Origin of the sequence: Paenibacillus sonchi (assembly GCF_016772475.1) — a bacterium.
In the GTDB taxonomy this organism is placed as follows: Bacteria; Bacillota; Bacilli; order Paenibacillales; family Paenibacillaceae; genus Paenibacillus_AQ; species Paenibacillus_AQ sonchi.
Window position 1 is genome coordinate 5,780,625 of the sequence record NZ_CP068595.1, and the last position, 14,664, is coordinate 5,795,288.

12 protein-coding genes and 5 pseudogenes are annotated in these 14,664 nt (G+C 45.6%); 7 read left to right on the plus strand and 10 right to left on the minus strand.

Features of this window, described 5'->3' with window-relative positions:
- The first annotated feature begins 110 nt into the window (after positions 1-110).
- Positions 111-859: pseudogene (locus JI735_RS37525) on the plus strand (SDR family oxidoreductase).
- Positions 860-958: 99 nt separating this feature from the next.
- A complete protein-coding gene (locus JI735_RS25790; protein WP_020427147.1) occupies positions 959-1,126 on the plus strand; it encodes a hypothetical protein in 168 nt (55 codons plus the stop codon).
- Between the two features lie 187 nt (positions 1,127-1,313).
- On the opposite strand, the pseudogene JI735_RS25795 reads toward JI735_RS25790, so the two are convergent.
- The 3 genes and pseudogenes from JI735_RS25795 to JI735_RS25805 all read right to left on the minus strand — a co-directional run.
- Positions 1,314-1,856 (minus strand): annotated as a pseudogene (locus JI735_RS25795) (cation diffusion facilitator family transporter); the annotation flags it as partial.
- A gap of 35 nt (positions 1,857-1,891) precedes the next feature.
- Positions 1,892-2,303: pseudogene (locus JI735_RS25800) on the minus strand (VOC family protein).
- 39 nt (positions 2,304-2,342) lie between these two features.
- A complete protein-coding gene (locus tag JI735_RS25805; RefSeq protein ID WP_063822051.1) occupies positions 2,343-4,196 on the minus strand; it encodes an ABC transporter substrate-binding protein in 1,854 nt (617 codons plus the stop codon).
- Positions 4,197-4,377: 181 nt separating this feature from the next.
- Between JI735_RS25805 and JI735_RS25810 the strand changes: the two genes are divergently transcribed.
- The gene (locus JI735_RS25810) at positions 4,378-5,616 is read left to right on the plus strand and encodes an MDR family MFS transporter (protein WP_039832416.1); all 1,239 of its coding nucleotides are present in this window, start codon (positions 4,378-4,380) and stop codon (positions 5,614-5,616) included.
- A 158-nt stretch (positions 5,617-5,774) separates the two neighbouring features.
- Here JI735_RS25810 and JI735_RS25815 read toward each other — a convergent pair whose 3' ends face one another.
- On the minus strand, positions 5,775-6,731 hold the full coding sequence (locus JI735_RS25815; protein ID WP_039832415.1) for a helix-turn-helix transcriptional regulator: 957 nt from the start codon (positions 6,729-6,731) through the stop codon (positions 5,775-5,777).
- 115 nt (positions 6,732-6,846) lie between these two features.
- Here JI735_RS25815 and JI735_RS25820 point away from each other — a divergent pair, with 115 nt between their 5' ends.
- Both JI735_RS25820 and JI735_RS38170 read left to right on the plus strand, forming a co-directional pair.
- The gene (locus tag JI735_RS25820) at positions 6,847-7,779 is read left to right on the plus strand and encodes a Gfo/Idh/MocA family protein (protein WP_039832414.1); all 933 of its coding nucleotides are present in this window, start codon (positions 6,847-6,849) and stop codon (positions 7,777-7,779) included.
- A 365-nt stretch (positions 7,780-8,144) separates the two neighbouring features.
- Positions 8,145-8,291, plus strand: a pseudogene (locus tag JI735_RS38170) (rhodanese-like domain-containing protein); the annotation flags it as partial.
- A 94-nt stretch (positions 8,292-8,385) separates the two neighbouring features.
- On the opposite strand, the gene JI735_RS25825 reads toward JI735_RS38170, so the two are convergent.
- The 3 genes from JI735_RS25825 to JI735_RS25835 all read right to left on the minus strand — a co-directional run bounded on the left by JI735_RS25825 (position 8,386) and on the right by JI735_RS25835 (position 10,294).
- Positions 8,386-9,129 carry a TOPRIM nucleotidyl transferase/hydrolase domain-containing protein gene (locus JI735_RS25825; protein WP_051051352.1) on the minus strand — a complete coding sequence of 248 codons (744 nt, stop codon included), beginning with the start codon at positions 9,127-9,129 and terminating at the stop codon, positions 8,386-8,388.
- A gap of 644 nt (positions 9,130-9,773) precedes the next feature.
- Positions 9,774-10,010, minus strand: a complete 237-nt coding sequence (locus JI735_RS25830) for a hypothetical protein (protein ID WP_051051350.1) — start codon at positions 10,008-10,010, stop codon at positions 9,774-9,776.
- Positions 9,962-10,294 carry a hypothetical protein gene (locus JI735_RS25835; RefSeq protein WP_039832413.1) on the minus strand — a complete coding sequence of 111 codons (333 nt, stop codon included), beginning with the start codon at positions 10,292-10,294 and terminating at the stop codon, positions 9,962-9,964. Before JI735_RS25835 ends, JI735_RS25830 begins: the two co-directional genes overlap by 49 nt.
- A 188-nt stretch (positions 10,295-10,482) precedes the next feature.
- Between JI735_RS25835 and JI735_RS25840 the strand changes: the two genes are divergently transcribed.
- Both JI735_RS25840 and JI735_RS25845 read left to right on the plus strand, forming a co-directional pair.
- Positions 10,483-10,722, plus strand: coding sequence for a hypothetical protein (locus tag JI735_RS25840; RefSeq protein ID WP_051051348.1), 240 nt, complete (start codon positions 10,483-10,485; stop codon positions 10,720-10,722).
- Between the two features lie 494 nt (positions 10,723-11,216).
- The gene (locus JI735_RS25845; protein ID WP_051051346.1) at positions 11,217-12,068 is read left to right on the plus strand and encodes a hypothetical protein; all 852 of its coding nucleotides are present in this window, start codon (positions 11,217-11,219) and stop codon (positions 12,066-12,068) included.
- Between the two features lie 221 nt (positions 12,069-12,289).
- Here the strand turns inward: JI735_RS25845 and JI735_RS25850 are convergent, their stop codons facing one another.
- The 3 genes and pseudogenes from JI735_RS25850 to JI735_RS38000 all read right to left on the minus strand — a co-directional run.
- On the minus strand, positions 12,290-13,216 hold the full coding sequence (locus JI735_RS25850; RefSeq protein ID WP_046503730.1) for a serine hydrolase domain-containing protein: 927 nt from the start codon (positions 13,214-13,216) through the stop codon (positions 12,290-12,292).
- Positions 13,217-13,515: 299 nt separating this feature from the next.
- Positions 13,516-14,181, minus strand: coding sequence for a tyrosine-type recombinase/integrase (locus JI735_RS25855; RefSeq protein ID WP_202676571.1), 666 nt, complete (start codon positions 14,179-14,181; stop codon positions 13,516-13,518).
- 32 nt (positions 14,182-14,213) lie between these two features.
- Positions 14,214-14,417: pseudogene (locus tag JI735_RS38000) on the minus strand (site-specific integrase); the annotation flags it as partial.
- Between the last annotated feature and the right edge of the window lie 247 nt (positions 14,418-14,664).

Genomic DNA, 14,664 nt, shown 5'->3' on the forward strand with positions numbered 1-14,664 from the left:
TCTGGTACATTCACTATATAAAACATATGTTATTAATTCAACATATGTTTAATTTAAGAGAAGGTATACAAAAAATCGATAATTTATATTAAATCAGGAGGGTTTACAAAATGAAACTTACAGGAAACACGATTTTCATTACAGGCGGCGGTTCGGGAATTGGACGTGCGTTAGCAGAAGCTCTCCACAAGCTTGGGAATAAAGTTATTATCTCTGGCCGGAGTAAAGAGCGTCTGGAGGAGACAATCCAAGCGAATCCCGGCATATCCGCAGTGGAATTGAATGTACAAGATCCTGCCAGCATAGAGGCGGCCGCTAAACAGTTAATCGAAGAACACCCGGATTTAAATGTCTTGGTGAACAACGCCGGCATCATCCAGCCCGATGACGCGGGGGCGTGATTGATGAGGATGTTTTGGTTTCGACTGTCAAGACAAACTTGCTAGGCCCAATTCGTATGACTTCTGCATTGATCGAGCATTTGAAGTCCAAAGAAGAAGCGGTTGTCATCAACACGACTTCGATACTTGGATTTATGCCATTAGCGGCAACTGCTGTATACTCCGCGACGAAGGCAGCACTTCATACCTATACGCTGTCCCAACGGTACATGCTTAAAGACACATCGGTAAAAGTATTAGAAATTGTGCCGCCATGGGTTCAAAGCAACAACGATGAACCGCGTGCGATGCCACTTGCGTCATTCATTGAAGCAACGATAAAGGTACTTGGTACGGATACAGACGAAGTTCTGGTTGAAGAAGCAAAAATGTTTCGAAATAACCCTGGCCCGAACGAAGGTGTTTTTGTGACCCAGTTTAACGATTCGATGAGGTCTCAACCTCCAAAGATTCATTGATCCGCCTATAAGACACCTCCCATTCTCCCTTCGTCTCCTTTCACGCTGCCCTCGATTTGGGCATACGATAGGATATCAAGCGCGAAGGTGGAACAGAATATGTCTAAGAACAAACGCGGCAAAGCCTTATGGCGGACTCCCTCCCGGAGCAGAGGCACCTGCCCGATCTGCGGCAGCACAAGAATCAAGCTTTTATATTTTGGCAAAGATCCCTCCGGCGGCAAGCTTGCGGTCTGCAAAAAATGCGATGGGAAACAAGTAGGATAAGAGCTGACAAAAGAACCTTTCAAAAAAGGGAATGCTGCTTTCGCAGCACTCCCCTTTTTTGAAATATAAGAATTTATATGTTTCACGCTATAAATTATCCTTCTATTTCTCGCTGAAACACCCCGTCCTTTAAAAGGACGGCGTAGCCGTTTCCACTTGTTTATTCCATTAGTACCTATTGAAAAAGTTAATCATCCGTCTGCGGCTCCCAGTTGCGGATGCCATTATCCTCCAGAATTCCGAGCGTAACATCCGAGATGTGCGGGTCTGCCAGCAGTTTTTCTCTGACCTTGAATTTGATATCATCCGCATCGGCCAGGGTCATCCCCTTCTTCAGCTCGATCAGCCCCTCGACGTGATAATATCGCTCCTCCTGCAAAATACGCATTTGGTAAATATCCGTCACCTGCGGTTCGTCGAAGATGATCCGGTCGACCCGTTCTTCAATCTCCGGAGGGGCAGCTACACCGATAAGCCCGACCATATTGTCATATCCCACGCGAAAAGCAACCCCGATCATCATAAAGGCAATCAGAATGCTGGACAAACCGTCAAGCAGCTTGAAGCTGGTAAAGGCGGTCACCAGCACGGCGAGCATCGCCAGTGCCCCGCCGCTTGTGGCTACCAGATCTTCATAGAACACCAGGCGGGTCGGCGGTGCGGCTCTTTTGACATTTTTAAGTGATGCGGTGAATTTCCTCAATCCTTTGGCTTCGATTCTCGATTCATTTCTATCACATGCGGGGATAGGAGGCACCTGTTAATTTACTCCGGGTCCGGCAGGTTGAGCTGCCAGGTCACGCCGAACCGGTCGGCAACCCATCCGAATTTGCGGCTGAAGGGATATTCACCTAATGGCATCAGAATTTGCCCCCTGAGATAATTGTTCAAAAACAGCATCAAGCTCTGCTTCACTCGCGCAATTGACATACAGTGAAATAGACGGTGTGAAAGAAAAGCCGTGCTTCACGTGGCTGTCAATGCACATGAAGGAAGCTCCCTTGATCGTAAATGAAGCATGCATCACCGTTCCCTCTGCTCCGGCTTCACCTGGGCCATAACGCTTAATGCTGGTTACTTCCGAACGGTCGAACAATGAAACATAGAAATTCATCGTCTCTTCAGCCTGTCCTTCAAACATCAGAAATGTGCTGATTCCTGGTTGTGCATGGTTCATTTGCCCTCAGCTCCCTTTAGTCATTGTGCTTGCCCTATCTTATTCTACCGAATCGGAATTGGACCTGCCAGTTCCAGTACCGGTTCCAATGCTGCCTCCTTGCGCTGTCTCTGCAAATCCCGTTTTGATCCACAGCCTGGAGATATCAAGAAAACCAAAAGAACCGGTATGCAGGCCGAACAGGCTCTGGTTGAGCTGCGCTCTTTTGTTCAGATGGGAGCCGTACAGAACCCAGCAGTTGTCACGAATCAAGGATTCCGCACGCTCCAACAGCAGAATTCCAGCCGCCTCCGGCACCCCGGCAAAATCCTGCAGCTGCGCTTCGATCTCGTCCCGCTGGCTCTGCTGCAGCAGCGAATAAAAGTGATTGGACCGGTTCATGAAATAGTTAATCATCCCCCATTGCCAGTCGTCCTCCAGCACCTCCTCCGCAAGCAATAGATCGGCCTGCCGAAAAAGCTCTCCCATATTAAAATTGTAATAGGGTGCAAGACGGAGGTTCAGACCGATTCGTGCTCCGCGCTGCTGCAGCCACTCCGCTTCTTCCCGTTCTTCTTCCCGCCTGGATGCATAGGCAAGCGTGATCTCTTCTCCCTGATAGCCGCTGGAACGCAGCAGCTTTTCCGCTGCTTCAAAGGAAGGCCGGTTCCACAGGGTGCGGCGGCTTATCCAGGGCAAAAAACTGTCCGCCGGTGTGATCCGGTTGCCCCCCAATTCACGCACCAGCGCTTCCGGATGGTACAGCATCCGCAGCACCTGCCGGAACAACGGGTGATGCTGCCGCCCATTCCGGCGAAAGTTCATCATAATATACCTGCAGCCCAGTGCCGGATAGTCAATGCTGAGATTGGCACACTCTCCCTCACCGGCGCCGGTCCCACCCGGCTCCGTGTCCGGCAGCTGATAAGTACGGTCATTATAGCCCAGCTCCGGCACATACCAGATTTCAACCCGGTCGAGCAGCGGCCGTATCGCATAATAATCATCAAAAGCTGCCAGCACCAGAACCTTCTCGTTGTAATCCAATAGGCGGTAAGGGCCTGTACCAATCGGCTGATGCAGGAAATCCACATCATATGGCACTATGGACATGTGCACACAGCTGAATAAATGCAGAAAGAACAGATTGGGGCGCGCCAGATCGATGCGGATACGGTGATCCCCCTGAAGCTCGACCGATACAATATCCCGGTAATGCCAAGAGACCGGACTTTGCCCGTCAGTCAGCCGCAGCAGCGTCTCTTTCACATCTTTGGAGGTCAGAAACCTGCCGTGATGAAAACGCACTCTCTTACGCAGATAGAATATATAGCTGGTATGCTCCGGATTGGCCTCCCACATATGGGCCAGTCCCGGCAAAAAGCTGTTGTTCTTGGCATCATAGATGACGAGCGTGCTGCAGATCTGTTCGATCAGGTAGGATTCAAAGGCTCTATACACTGAAGCGGGGTCCAGCTTCTCCATTCGCCGGTTGCGGATGATGCGCAGCGTATCCAGCCCGGTAATGGATTCAGTCTCACTGTGGTAGCCCATATGCATATTTAAAAGCGACAAGAGGCGCTCCTGCAGCGGACCGTTCACCTCGGGCAAGCCAATCAGCTCGATCCCCTGTTTGATTTTCCCCTTGCCGGTAAGCTCTTGAAGATGCTCCTCCAATACCTCTTCCACGCTCCGCATAAAGGCCATCCCGGATTTATGTCCTCTCCCCCGCCCCGGCTGCCACTCTATGCAGCCTTTGTCTTCCAGCTTGCGCAGAATGAATTTTACATTACGGGGAGTGCAGCACAGGACCGAAGCCAGCAGCTCTATAGTCACCGGAATCGGCTCCTGGAGTCTGGAAAGGGGATTCAAGGCCGAAGCCAACCGCAGAAAATGTACGATATTGTTATCCATATTGAGTTCTCCTTTAAAGGTGAAAGAGAGGAGGGAAAGCTTACACTTTTATTTCCCCCTTTTATCTGTACAATTATACACATGCAGACACGCCTGTGTCATATCTATCCGTATTTTTTGAACAGTCCCGGTAAGCTTTCACCCCAAAATTCAGCAATCAGATTAGGAGATCCGCAATTACATGAAACAGCATTTGCAGCAAATCCATCCCTTGGCCTGGACAATTATCATTGGCACCATGTTCGGCCGTCTGGTAACCTCGATGAGCATTCCTTTTTTATCCATTTATTTAACCCAGGTTCTTGGCGCATCACATTCACAGACCGGTATAACCGTTGCAGTCAGCTCATTGGCAGGCGTGCTGATCAGCTTCTATGGCGGGTACATTTCCGATGTCTTCGGCCGCAAAATCGTCATGCTGGTCTCTGTATTCGGCTGGGCATGTGTCTTTTTCGGCTTTTCCACAGCGCAGCACATCTGGGTCTTTTTCCTGGTGAATACGCTGAATGGCCTGTGCCGTGCCGTATTTGAACCCACTTCTCGTGCGCTGCTCTCGGATATTACCCCGCCGGATCATAAACTGCTGGTCTTCAATCTGCGGTATGCAGCAGTTAATCTGGGTGTTGTGTTTGGCCCAATCATCGGTTTGCAGCTGGGTTCGGCGAAATCCACCTTCCCGTTCGTGATCGCCGGAGTTGTATATATTGCTTACGGAATCGTACTCTTTATGCAGTTCTCGGCTCATCGCGCCAGTCTGCCTGTACGTTCGGAAGCACGTGCTCCCAAGCTGCGTGAAGCGCTGGCCGTCACCGGGCGGGACCGGGTATTTTTGCCGGTGCTGGTGGGGACTGTCTTTTGTGTGCTGGGCTATGGACATTTCAGTTCCACGCTGGCACAGTATCTGGCGGTCGACACTCATTTCTCGAATGGCAGTCAGGTTTTTTCCTACATGCTGTCGCTTAACGCAGTCACCGTACTGGTGGTCCAATACCCGATCGTCCGTACAGCCAGCAGATTTCCGCCGCTTGTTCCGTTAATTCTGGGAAATATTTGCGTGGCGCTCAGTCTGGTCCTGTTCGGAGTTGCTGGCGGGGTAGCCCTGCTGATGTTCAGTGTGGTGCTGTTCACCATCGGAGAGGTCCTGCTCTTTACCATGATGGATATGCTGATTGACCGGATTGCCAAGCCGGAATGGAAAGGCACGTATTTCGGCACGATAGGCTTCAATAATCTGGGTAACGTGATGGCCCCGGTTCTCGGAGGGCTGCTGCTTGATGAATTCGGCGCCACGAATGGTCCGGCTGTATTTATTCCGCTGGCTCTAAGCACAGCACTGGGCCTTCCCTTCCTCATTACCGCACACAAACGACTGCATGCCAGAGAACGTGCCGAAGCAACAACCGCCTCTCAAAGCGCCTGATACAGGAAATGCTCTAGTCTGAACCTCATCATTAGGACCCGCTAGCAGCCGAAACGCTTGGCGGGTCTTTGTTGAGCGGGATTTTGCCTTAAATAGATTAAGTTAAATAGATTAGGTTTACATAATATTTAATATGTTATCTCGCTCCATGAGCTTTGTTAAACATACACCTTTTGCAATAATACAAGCTGCTCTTTAATATATTCCCTGATCTCAGGAGGCTGCATGATTTCCGCATCATTCAGCAGATTCATTACCTGCCTGCACGCCGATTCATAGCTGTACAGATTCAGTGTAAACTCCAGGTGTTCTTCGGTTTCTTTGACTTCGGCGATCTCATACTGTCTTAAGCCCTGCTGCCGGTCCTTGGCTGCCCGCACTACCACAGGGTAGAACTCATCTTGCTTACAGTTTTGCTTAAAAACATCATTCCCGCGCAGCCAATATTCCTCCAGGGAGAAATCTGCCGGGACTGTATATTGCCCATCCACCGCTTCAACGGATACAATCCGCTCACATTTGAACGTACGAACCTCTTCCGCTGCCTCGCAAAAAGCGGCCAAATACCACTCTCCCTGCTTCACAATCATTCCATAGGGATGCAGAATGCGGGAGGTCAGCTCCCCATTAACCTTACGGTAATGAATGCGGAGCAACCGGCATCTCCAGACGGCTGAGCGAAGCTGCTCCAGGCAAGGAAGCTCGGCCCGTTCCTCCCACCAGGGGGCGTTATCATAATAAAACCGGGTTTTGGCTTTGTGAATATCCTTCTGATAGGCAGCGGGCAAAGTATTTTCGAGCTTGAGCAGCGCGTTTTTTAGCTTCAGCCCGGATTCGGTCTGAGCATCAAAAGGGATACCCATCCCTGTCAAGTACAGATTGATCACCTCTTCACCGTGCAGCTTCTGCAGGTTGACTGAGTAACCTTCCATTAGAGAGATCCCGCCTCCCGGCCCAGGGGTTGTTACCATAGGAATCCCGGATTCTGCCAAGACATCAACGTCTCTGTATATGGAGCGAACTGAGGTTTCAAGCGCGTCCGCCAGCTCATTTGCCTTCATTTTCCCTCTGGATTCAATCAGCAGAAGGATTGCAATCAAGCGATGCAGCCTCATATTTCCCCCCTCATGCGATAGTAAAAAAGTTTTGCCATGGTCACACTATTCTCGCCACTCTGTTGTCAACATTACTTGTGTATGATGAATGTATCAAAGAAAGGAGCTGCTGTAAATGAATATTGGCATACTGGGAACAGGCTTTGGAGCCTATCATGCAAGCCTATTGGCGAAAATGGAAGGTGTCACTCGCATCGTCATCTTTGGCAGAAATGAAGCCAAGCTGGACAAGCTGAAGGAGGAACTCGGAGTTGAAATTACAACCTCCATTGAAGAGATTATATCCGATCCCTCGCTGGATCTGATCGATATTTGCCTGCCATCTCATCTGCACAGTCAATACGCCATCCAGGCGCTGAAAGCCGGAAAACATGTATTTTGCGAAACTCCGGTTTGCCTGAGCAGTGCGGATGCATTGGCTATGCGGCAAGCAGAGGAACGTTATGGAAAGCGGATCATGGTCAATCAGTTCATCAAATTTGATCATGCCTATACCCGTTTGTATGAATCCGTAAACAGCGGACAATACGGCAAGCTGCTGCACGTAACCCTGAAAAGAGAAACCGCACCCTTATGGGGCGATCTGGGTCTGGGTAAAATTGCGGCAAACCTCATGATCCATGAACTGGACATGGTAACCTGGCTGCTTGGCAATCCTCCAATCTCCTCCATCTGGGGAAGCAGCAGCAAAGACGGCCAAGCGCTGGTCCATGCGGATTTTGACACACCACAATTTTCTGCCGAAATCCTTGTTTCCTCGCAAATGCCAGAAGCTTATCCGTTCACGGTGGGATATGAAGCCTATTTTGAACAAGCTAAGCTTGTGTTCCATGAAGTAGATTATCCGGACGGCAAAGTGGAAGCCACGTTGTACGAATATGGACCGGCCGGTAAACAGGAGATTGTACTGGATCAAGGCAATCCTTATGAAAAAAGCTTGCGCTACGCGCTCCAAGGCTTCACCAATGGCACCCCCTCCATTATTTCACTGGAGCATGCCGCAAACGCCGCTGAGGCTGCTTTTGAGATCACCCGAAAATTGGCTTGACATTACATAGCTGGTTTGGGAGCCGGGCACCCCCACCTTTTTCTGTTTTTAAGTATACAAGGACCGCTGTATGGTGTATTTGAGCGAGGTTGGTGGTTGGTGGGTGGTGTGTGGTTTTTGCTTTGTTATTGTGAATTTTTCATATGTTGTAATATTCATTATATGTCTGTTTCGAGCTGAATTCTTGAGTCGTATCGGCTGCACAAAAGCTGTATTTTGTACATATGTAGACTAAATATAAACTAATGACATAATAAAAGCCGCCGCCCCTTATCGGTGGACAAGAACATGGTCCCATTGCCGACAAAGCCCCTTCTGACCACAAAAAAAACAACTCCTTAGGAGTTGTTTTTAATAAGAAACGTACTGTCACCTACTTCAACAAAAGAACAACCGGGAATGCAGCCCAGAATATTCTGATTAAATTGGGCTTTGAGAAGGTTTATAACCTGTCTGAGGGCAACAAGAATTATCAAGTATATAGTCGTTACCTGAATTCATCTAATACGTAAAGAACGGATTACAAGCTCCAATTCCCAATTTATAGGACTTTTCGACAAAAGTACAGTCCTATAAATTGGGAATTATTTTATACCTACTACGCTCTCAAAACACCTCATCTATCGTAACTTCAGTTCCTGCAGCTACTAGTTCTTTACTGGCTTGTGCAGCAACCATCTCCTCTAACTGAGCAATGCTTGTCCATTCAAGCGCACCTTCAGGCGGAACTTTACTATGATCCAGAAGAGCATCCAGCAGTTGTTCCACCTTTTCGAATCGTTGCTCATTGTGTTGCAAATGAATAATTGCATTGTAGGGTTTCTCACTACCTACTTCCTCCCCAAAATACGCTTTCTCAAAATTCCCCAGTGAGGCTAGTAGCCGAACATTTGAAGTATGCGGACGATCCTGTATCGCTGCATATATTTTTTCGTTATGTGCCCATGCTGGATTTTTTATCGTTTTTCCTTTTCTAAGGGTTGTTGGTGTATCACTATCATGCAGGACAGAATAACGAGAACCGAAATGATTTAGTATTTTGACTAATGCTCTAATAATATGCACATCCTTATATATTCCCGGCTTTGTTGCCATGATGTGCTTAAACGCCGTATATTCCGTGTCCCCTTCTACGATAATGCAGCGTCCCCCAAAGAAGAATTCGGCAACATAAGGGTCAAAAATGTTCATAAGCTTTAAAAGGGAGCGGTCTTCATCATCTAATTTGACTCTCTCCGGACGAAATACCGTTGTTCCGGAAATTTGTCCATTAATCTGTTCTACTCGAATAATGGTTGTGTTATCGCGAGAGACGTCAATAAAAGCAGGAGAGTGTGTTGTTACAATCACTTGCCAGTTTCCCGTATTCGGTAAATCGTATAATACTCGGCAAGCCTCGAGTTGCTGACTGAAATGCCTTCCATGCTTCCTGTACAAAACCGATAACCTTAGCTTTTTCCATGAGTATCATCCACCTTATCTAAAATGTAGCTTGCTGGTGAGACTCGGCTCCCTCTTTTCCCCTTCGCAGGGCCTTTTTGACGACACGGCAGGATTCACTTGATATTGCGGCCTGGATTGTTGCTCGCCCAGTCTCTGACTGATACTTTTGTCGATGCGCTTTTACACACAGATTTTTCCATATGCAAGCACCCTAGCTACAAAGGTGGCTTGGCCCCTCCCTTGGTTGGATTTTCACCAACTAGATAATGCGTGCCTCTGGGCACGCCCACAAAGAAAGGGGCCGGGATGGCTCCCGGCCTTGTCCTTTGCACTTCAGTTCATTTTCCCTTTCGTGCCACCGGGTAACCCACGGTTGCGAAGCGTGAGCACAGCAAAAAAGCCCAATGGAACGGCAGGCTCTTCGTCGGTCGCTTGGGCTTTTAGTGGGTGGTGGTTTTTTATAAAAGGCAGCGTAGCAGATGCATCAGTTCTATGACTTTACCACTAGAAGTAAATCGCTATTGTCTTACACTATAAAGGATTAACCAGTTCTAATCATTTTCCCCAGAGGGATACTTTTTTTTAAAAAGTTCGATAAGTTCAACTTTCATACCTTGGATGGCCTCTTCTTTGGGCACCCGCATGAACTTGGATAAACGAATAATATCTTGTTCATAAAAATCGAGCAGTTTTAAAGTTGCTATTTCATCATTTTGTTCCTGTACAAGAAATAAGAGCTTCAAAAATTCATTTTCTGATATAATTCCTGAATCATTTTCTTTTTCCATTTGCTCACCGCCTGCTGACTTATTTGTAGTTCACGTGCAACTTGAGTTTCAGTTTTATCGTTTATGTAAATCTCGAAGATTACCTTTTTACCTAGTTCAGATGATAATCCGTTTAGATATTGTTGCATGACTATTTTATTTTCCGATTTTTCAGAAAAAGAAGGTTCCATTAACTCGGGAGTCGATAATACAGAAACTTCACGTTTAAAATCTCTTCTTGAACGATATTGCATCCGCCAAGCGATTCTATTCAGCTCTTGTCGATAATAATCAATCACGCCCATATGATGGTAACATCCCCCTTTTATTGCATACGTTTATATTAAAGTAGGAGTTTTCTAAATCTCTTCTACAACCAAAATTAGGAACAAATGTTCCTATATTTAATACGATAGCACAATATATGTGTCTGAATTAGTAATTAGTGTAAGAGTTGTATTTTCACTTCCTAGTATTATAAGGGGGTGAAAATATGAATATAGACGAATTAATTTCCTTGCTTACGAATGTCGGTTTTCCAGCAGCTATTTGTTTTATTCTGCTTCGGTATATGCTACAAACCATGGGAGATAAGCTAGACAAATTAGATAATTCTCTCAATAGGTTGACGAAAGTCATTCGGGAGTTGGACTCAAAGAGGAAAGGTAAGTACGAAGAATTAGATAAATTTGGAGACAGTCAAAAAGAGAAAAAAAATTCAAATAGCTCCTAATGACATGACAAATAACCTCAAGGCAAAACACTCCTTGAGGTTATTTGTATTCAATCCATTTGGCGTGTATGTGACGGCGACCGGATCATGAATCTTCAGCCCGCTCCCGGATGAAGCCTGGATGCCGGCAGGCGGTGACAGCGGTGGGATTCAAACTGAAGGGGACTCTTAAGCTGCTTCTAGGATGCAGCTGGGCCTTGATGACGGCTCGCCTTTGACGGGGTCCGGACATGGTAGCTGTTACTCACATTCACCGTGCTCCACGGCTTACGCTGCCTCCGGATACATTCGTCGCCTATGAGCAGTTGTAGTGCCACCATCAATTACAGGCTTTTTGGTGATCTTAAGCGATTGGGTTGATGTTTAGTGAAACATTATTGAATAATAAGCGTCTAATAAGAAGAGAAAAGGATAATAATGCCATAAGTGGCTTTGCAGCTCACTAGAACATAGGAATTCCCAGCTGTAGTCCTTGAAAGGGTGGAAATCGAGAGATGAATAAGATCGCTAGTTTTTCTATTATTTTATTGGCCTTGACCTCTATACTGGGTTGTAACAACAACGCTGATGTAAAAGAAGCGACCAATCAAAGTAACGTACCTCAAAATAATGTATCCCAAAGTAAAAATGGGAATTCAATTCCTCAAAAAGTTGAGGACAATGAGGCTGCAGGAAGGAATTCGTTTGATTCTTCGATATATTATGCTTCAGAAAACAATCCAACGATAAAGAATTCTGATAACCAAATTGTTTGGAAAGAAGAGGATGTAGTGCTTACCGCCGCAATTTCTAAGGCGGAGGGGGAACAAGTTTCCCAGTCCAATACAGTGATTAGTACTATAACGGTAGAAAGTAGTAACGGAAAGTATACTATTGACCTTGATAAAAAACCATTAGGTATTCAGTCGGTGGGCTTATCGAAAAACAACCAGTTAGCTGTTCATGTAAGAGATCATGAAGGATCAAGATTAATTATATTAAGTCTTTCAAGCGGAAAACAGATTGTGCTGAACGACCTTCCCAATAAAGTGGCTTTTAGTGAAAAAATAGATAGTTACAATTGGTCCCCCGATGGGAATACAATTGCTTTTGGCATTGGTGACATAGGTTCCAGTTACATTGCATTGTACAATACAGAGGATAACACCTTTTCGAATCTTTCTGAGAAAGACTTTACACTGATTACATCGGTAGTTTGGCATAAGGACGGTCAAGGTTTCGATTTTTTAAGTCAGACAGATGATGCTAAGAATCCTGTAATTCTTTACCAGTATACATTAAAAGATCATTTGATCAGCAAGGTGACGGATAATCTCACCCAAACGTTAAACGCAGCATATGCATGATCTCTGATTCCCGGCATGATAGTTTGAGTTCTACTCTATCATCGCTTTCCAATTCAAATTCATGCGTATACGGCGAACTCCTGAACCAAAACCCATTTCATAACTCCGCCCCCTTCCTGAACAATATGCGACTACGTTTCAGTATCTTCGAACTATTCAATAGAGCCAATGAGCCGTTTTGCTTGAATCTGTATCATGGCTAAACCTAGTTCTCAATAATATTATAGTTTCTCTATTAAAGTATCCCATGTAAGTTCAAGAACCCCTGTCATATTTTGTGGTTCATCTGAAATATATGTTATAACTGCATTCTTCTCTGGTAGCATTACAACATATTGACCATATAAACCATCCATACGATATGAATTAGAATATGAGTTCATCCATATTTGATAACCGTAACCTTGATGATGGTCTGCCGTAGCAAAATACGGGGTAAAATCATTGGTTTTTATTTGGACAGATGTTGCTTGTTCAATATAACTTGAAGGAATAAGTTGCTTACCCTTCCAAATTCCTTTATCAAGAATCAATTGACCAAATCTTGATAATTGCTCCGCTGTTAAATATAGCCCTGAAAATCCTTGAGAAATTCCTTTTGGACATGTATCCCATTTAGGTTTCGGTATATCTAAATGTCTGAATATTTTTTCATCCAAATATTCATTTAGGTTACTCCCCGTAGTACTGCTTATGATTTTTGAAAGCATATATGTTGAAGCATTGTTATATGTAAAGTGAGTACCTGGTTTGAATATAATCGGTTCATAAAAGAACAATTGAGAAATATCCCATTCTTTACCGTTACTCCAATCTGCCTTCATAACTGGGCATTCTGCATGTCCAGTTCCCATACAGAGCAAATCATGAATAGTCATCTCTTTTAGATATTCATTTATTGGTACATGTTGAATATCTGGGAAAAAATCTATAACGAGGTCACTAATTTTAAAGTAACCTTCACTAATAGCAATACCGACTGCCATTGATGTAAACGTCTTACTTACTGAATACAAGAGAGTAGGCTTTTCTTCTTTAAAATCATGTTTAGCAATTATATTACCATCTTGTCTAACAATTACATTCAGCACATGAAGATTCTGACTTTTTACGGACAACACTAAATCATTCAATAATTCATTATTCATATTGTAACCTCTCCATCATTTATATCTTTTTTGACAAACCTTAATTCATATAATCTTCGTACTGCGTAAAAATTTTACAGAATGACACCGCTATATGATCCTAGACATTTGGTGCAAAGTTGCTGAACACTTTGGGGTGTAAGAGTCGTCAGTGCGCACCCTTTTTTTAATAATTCTTCTTGCGTATAATTTCAATTGTCTCTCGTTTGCTATTGCACAAGGGGCAGACAATACGCCATTTTACTCGTGTATCCACGTTTCCACCTTTCTTTTCCTAAGCTATATGCGTCTACAATTCATTAAGTCCAGCTGATCGACTCGACAGCTGCTTCCAGATCCTCAACACCAGGAGTCGTATAAATCATAGTCATTTCGATATTCGGTGTGCCATCTTCCTTGTAATGGCCCATGAGCATGGCCACTCGATCAAGGGGAACCGGCGGTTTCGCAGTTGCCAGGTCATGCCCAAAGGTGTGTCTTAAGGCATGACAGGTCAGGTGAGGGATTTGAGTCCGCTGCCGATATTTTTCGATCATATGCTGTATTCCGCGTTCCGAACATTTTTCGGATCTTCTTGACACGAAAAGGTACGGGCTGGAGGAATCCCTCTCTTTTAGGTAGTTCTGCAGCACAGCCCGCAGTTCAGAGTTTATGGGCAGCTCCCGATCCTTATCCCCCTTCCCCCGGATGTAGGCTGTTCCCTTCCTGTCGCTTAACGTGAGATCAGTAATTTGCAGATCACAAAGCTCATGCACGCGGAGCCCTAAGCGAAGAAAGGTCAGCACAATCGCATTCTCCCGTTTCCCCGCCAGGTTCCGAACTTCCCGCAGCAGCGCATTCTGCTCATTGCGGGTAAGCCACTTTGGAGCACGGCGAGCTCTTGCTGGCTTTTTGATCGATCCAACCGGATTGTCAGCGATGTATCCTTGTTCGGCAAAAAAACGAAAGATGGCGTTGAGGTGCACGAACGTGAGCTGATTGGTTGCCGGCGAAGCCGGCTTGCCTCCTCTTCCCCTGCAACCAACAGATGCCGTTTGAAATCAGCGATGTCCCTTTGGGTCGCATAGGCAGCCTCGATCGGATGATCCGGTGAAGTAGACTGCATCCAGGTTTCAAATCGTTTCCAGCTCACACTATAGCTTTTTACCGTTTTATGGGAAAGCCCTTTTATCTCTAGATGATGTAGAAATTCTTCAAGCATATGTATCTCCTTCCCAATTATATAACACGACGAAAAAATCCGCTCTTATCAAACGGTGGAATGCGGCTTTCACTCTTCTATTATATCCTATTTCGTCGTGTTATGTATAGAGAAGACGACGAAACGGTTTTTCAGTTTTATCTCCACGCCCCCCTATAGCTGCAGCTCTTATTCCTTTACTTTCAAGGAAAATACCCGTGCACACCTTTGGAACTGAGCTGGTTGCTTATCCTGTGAACTTCCTTTT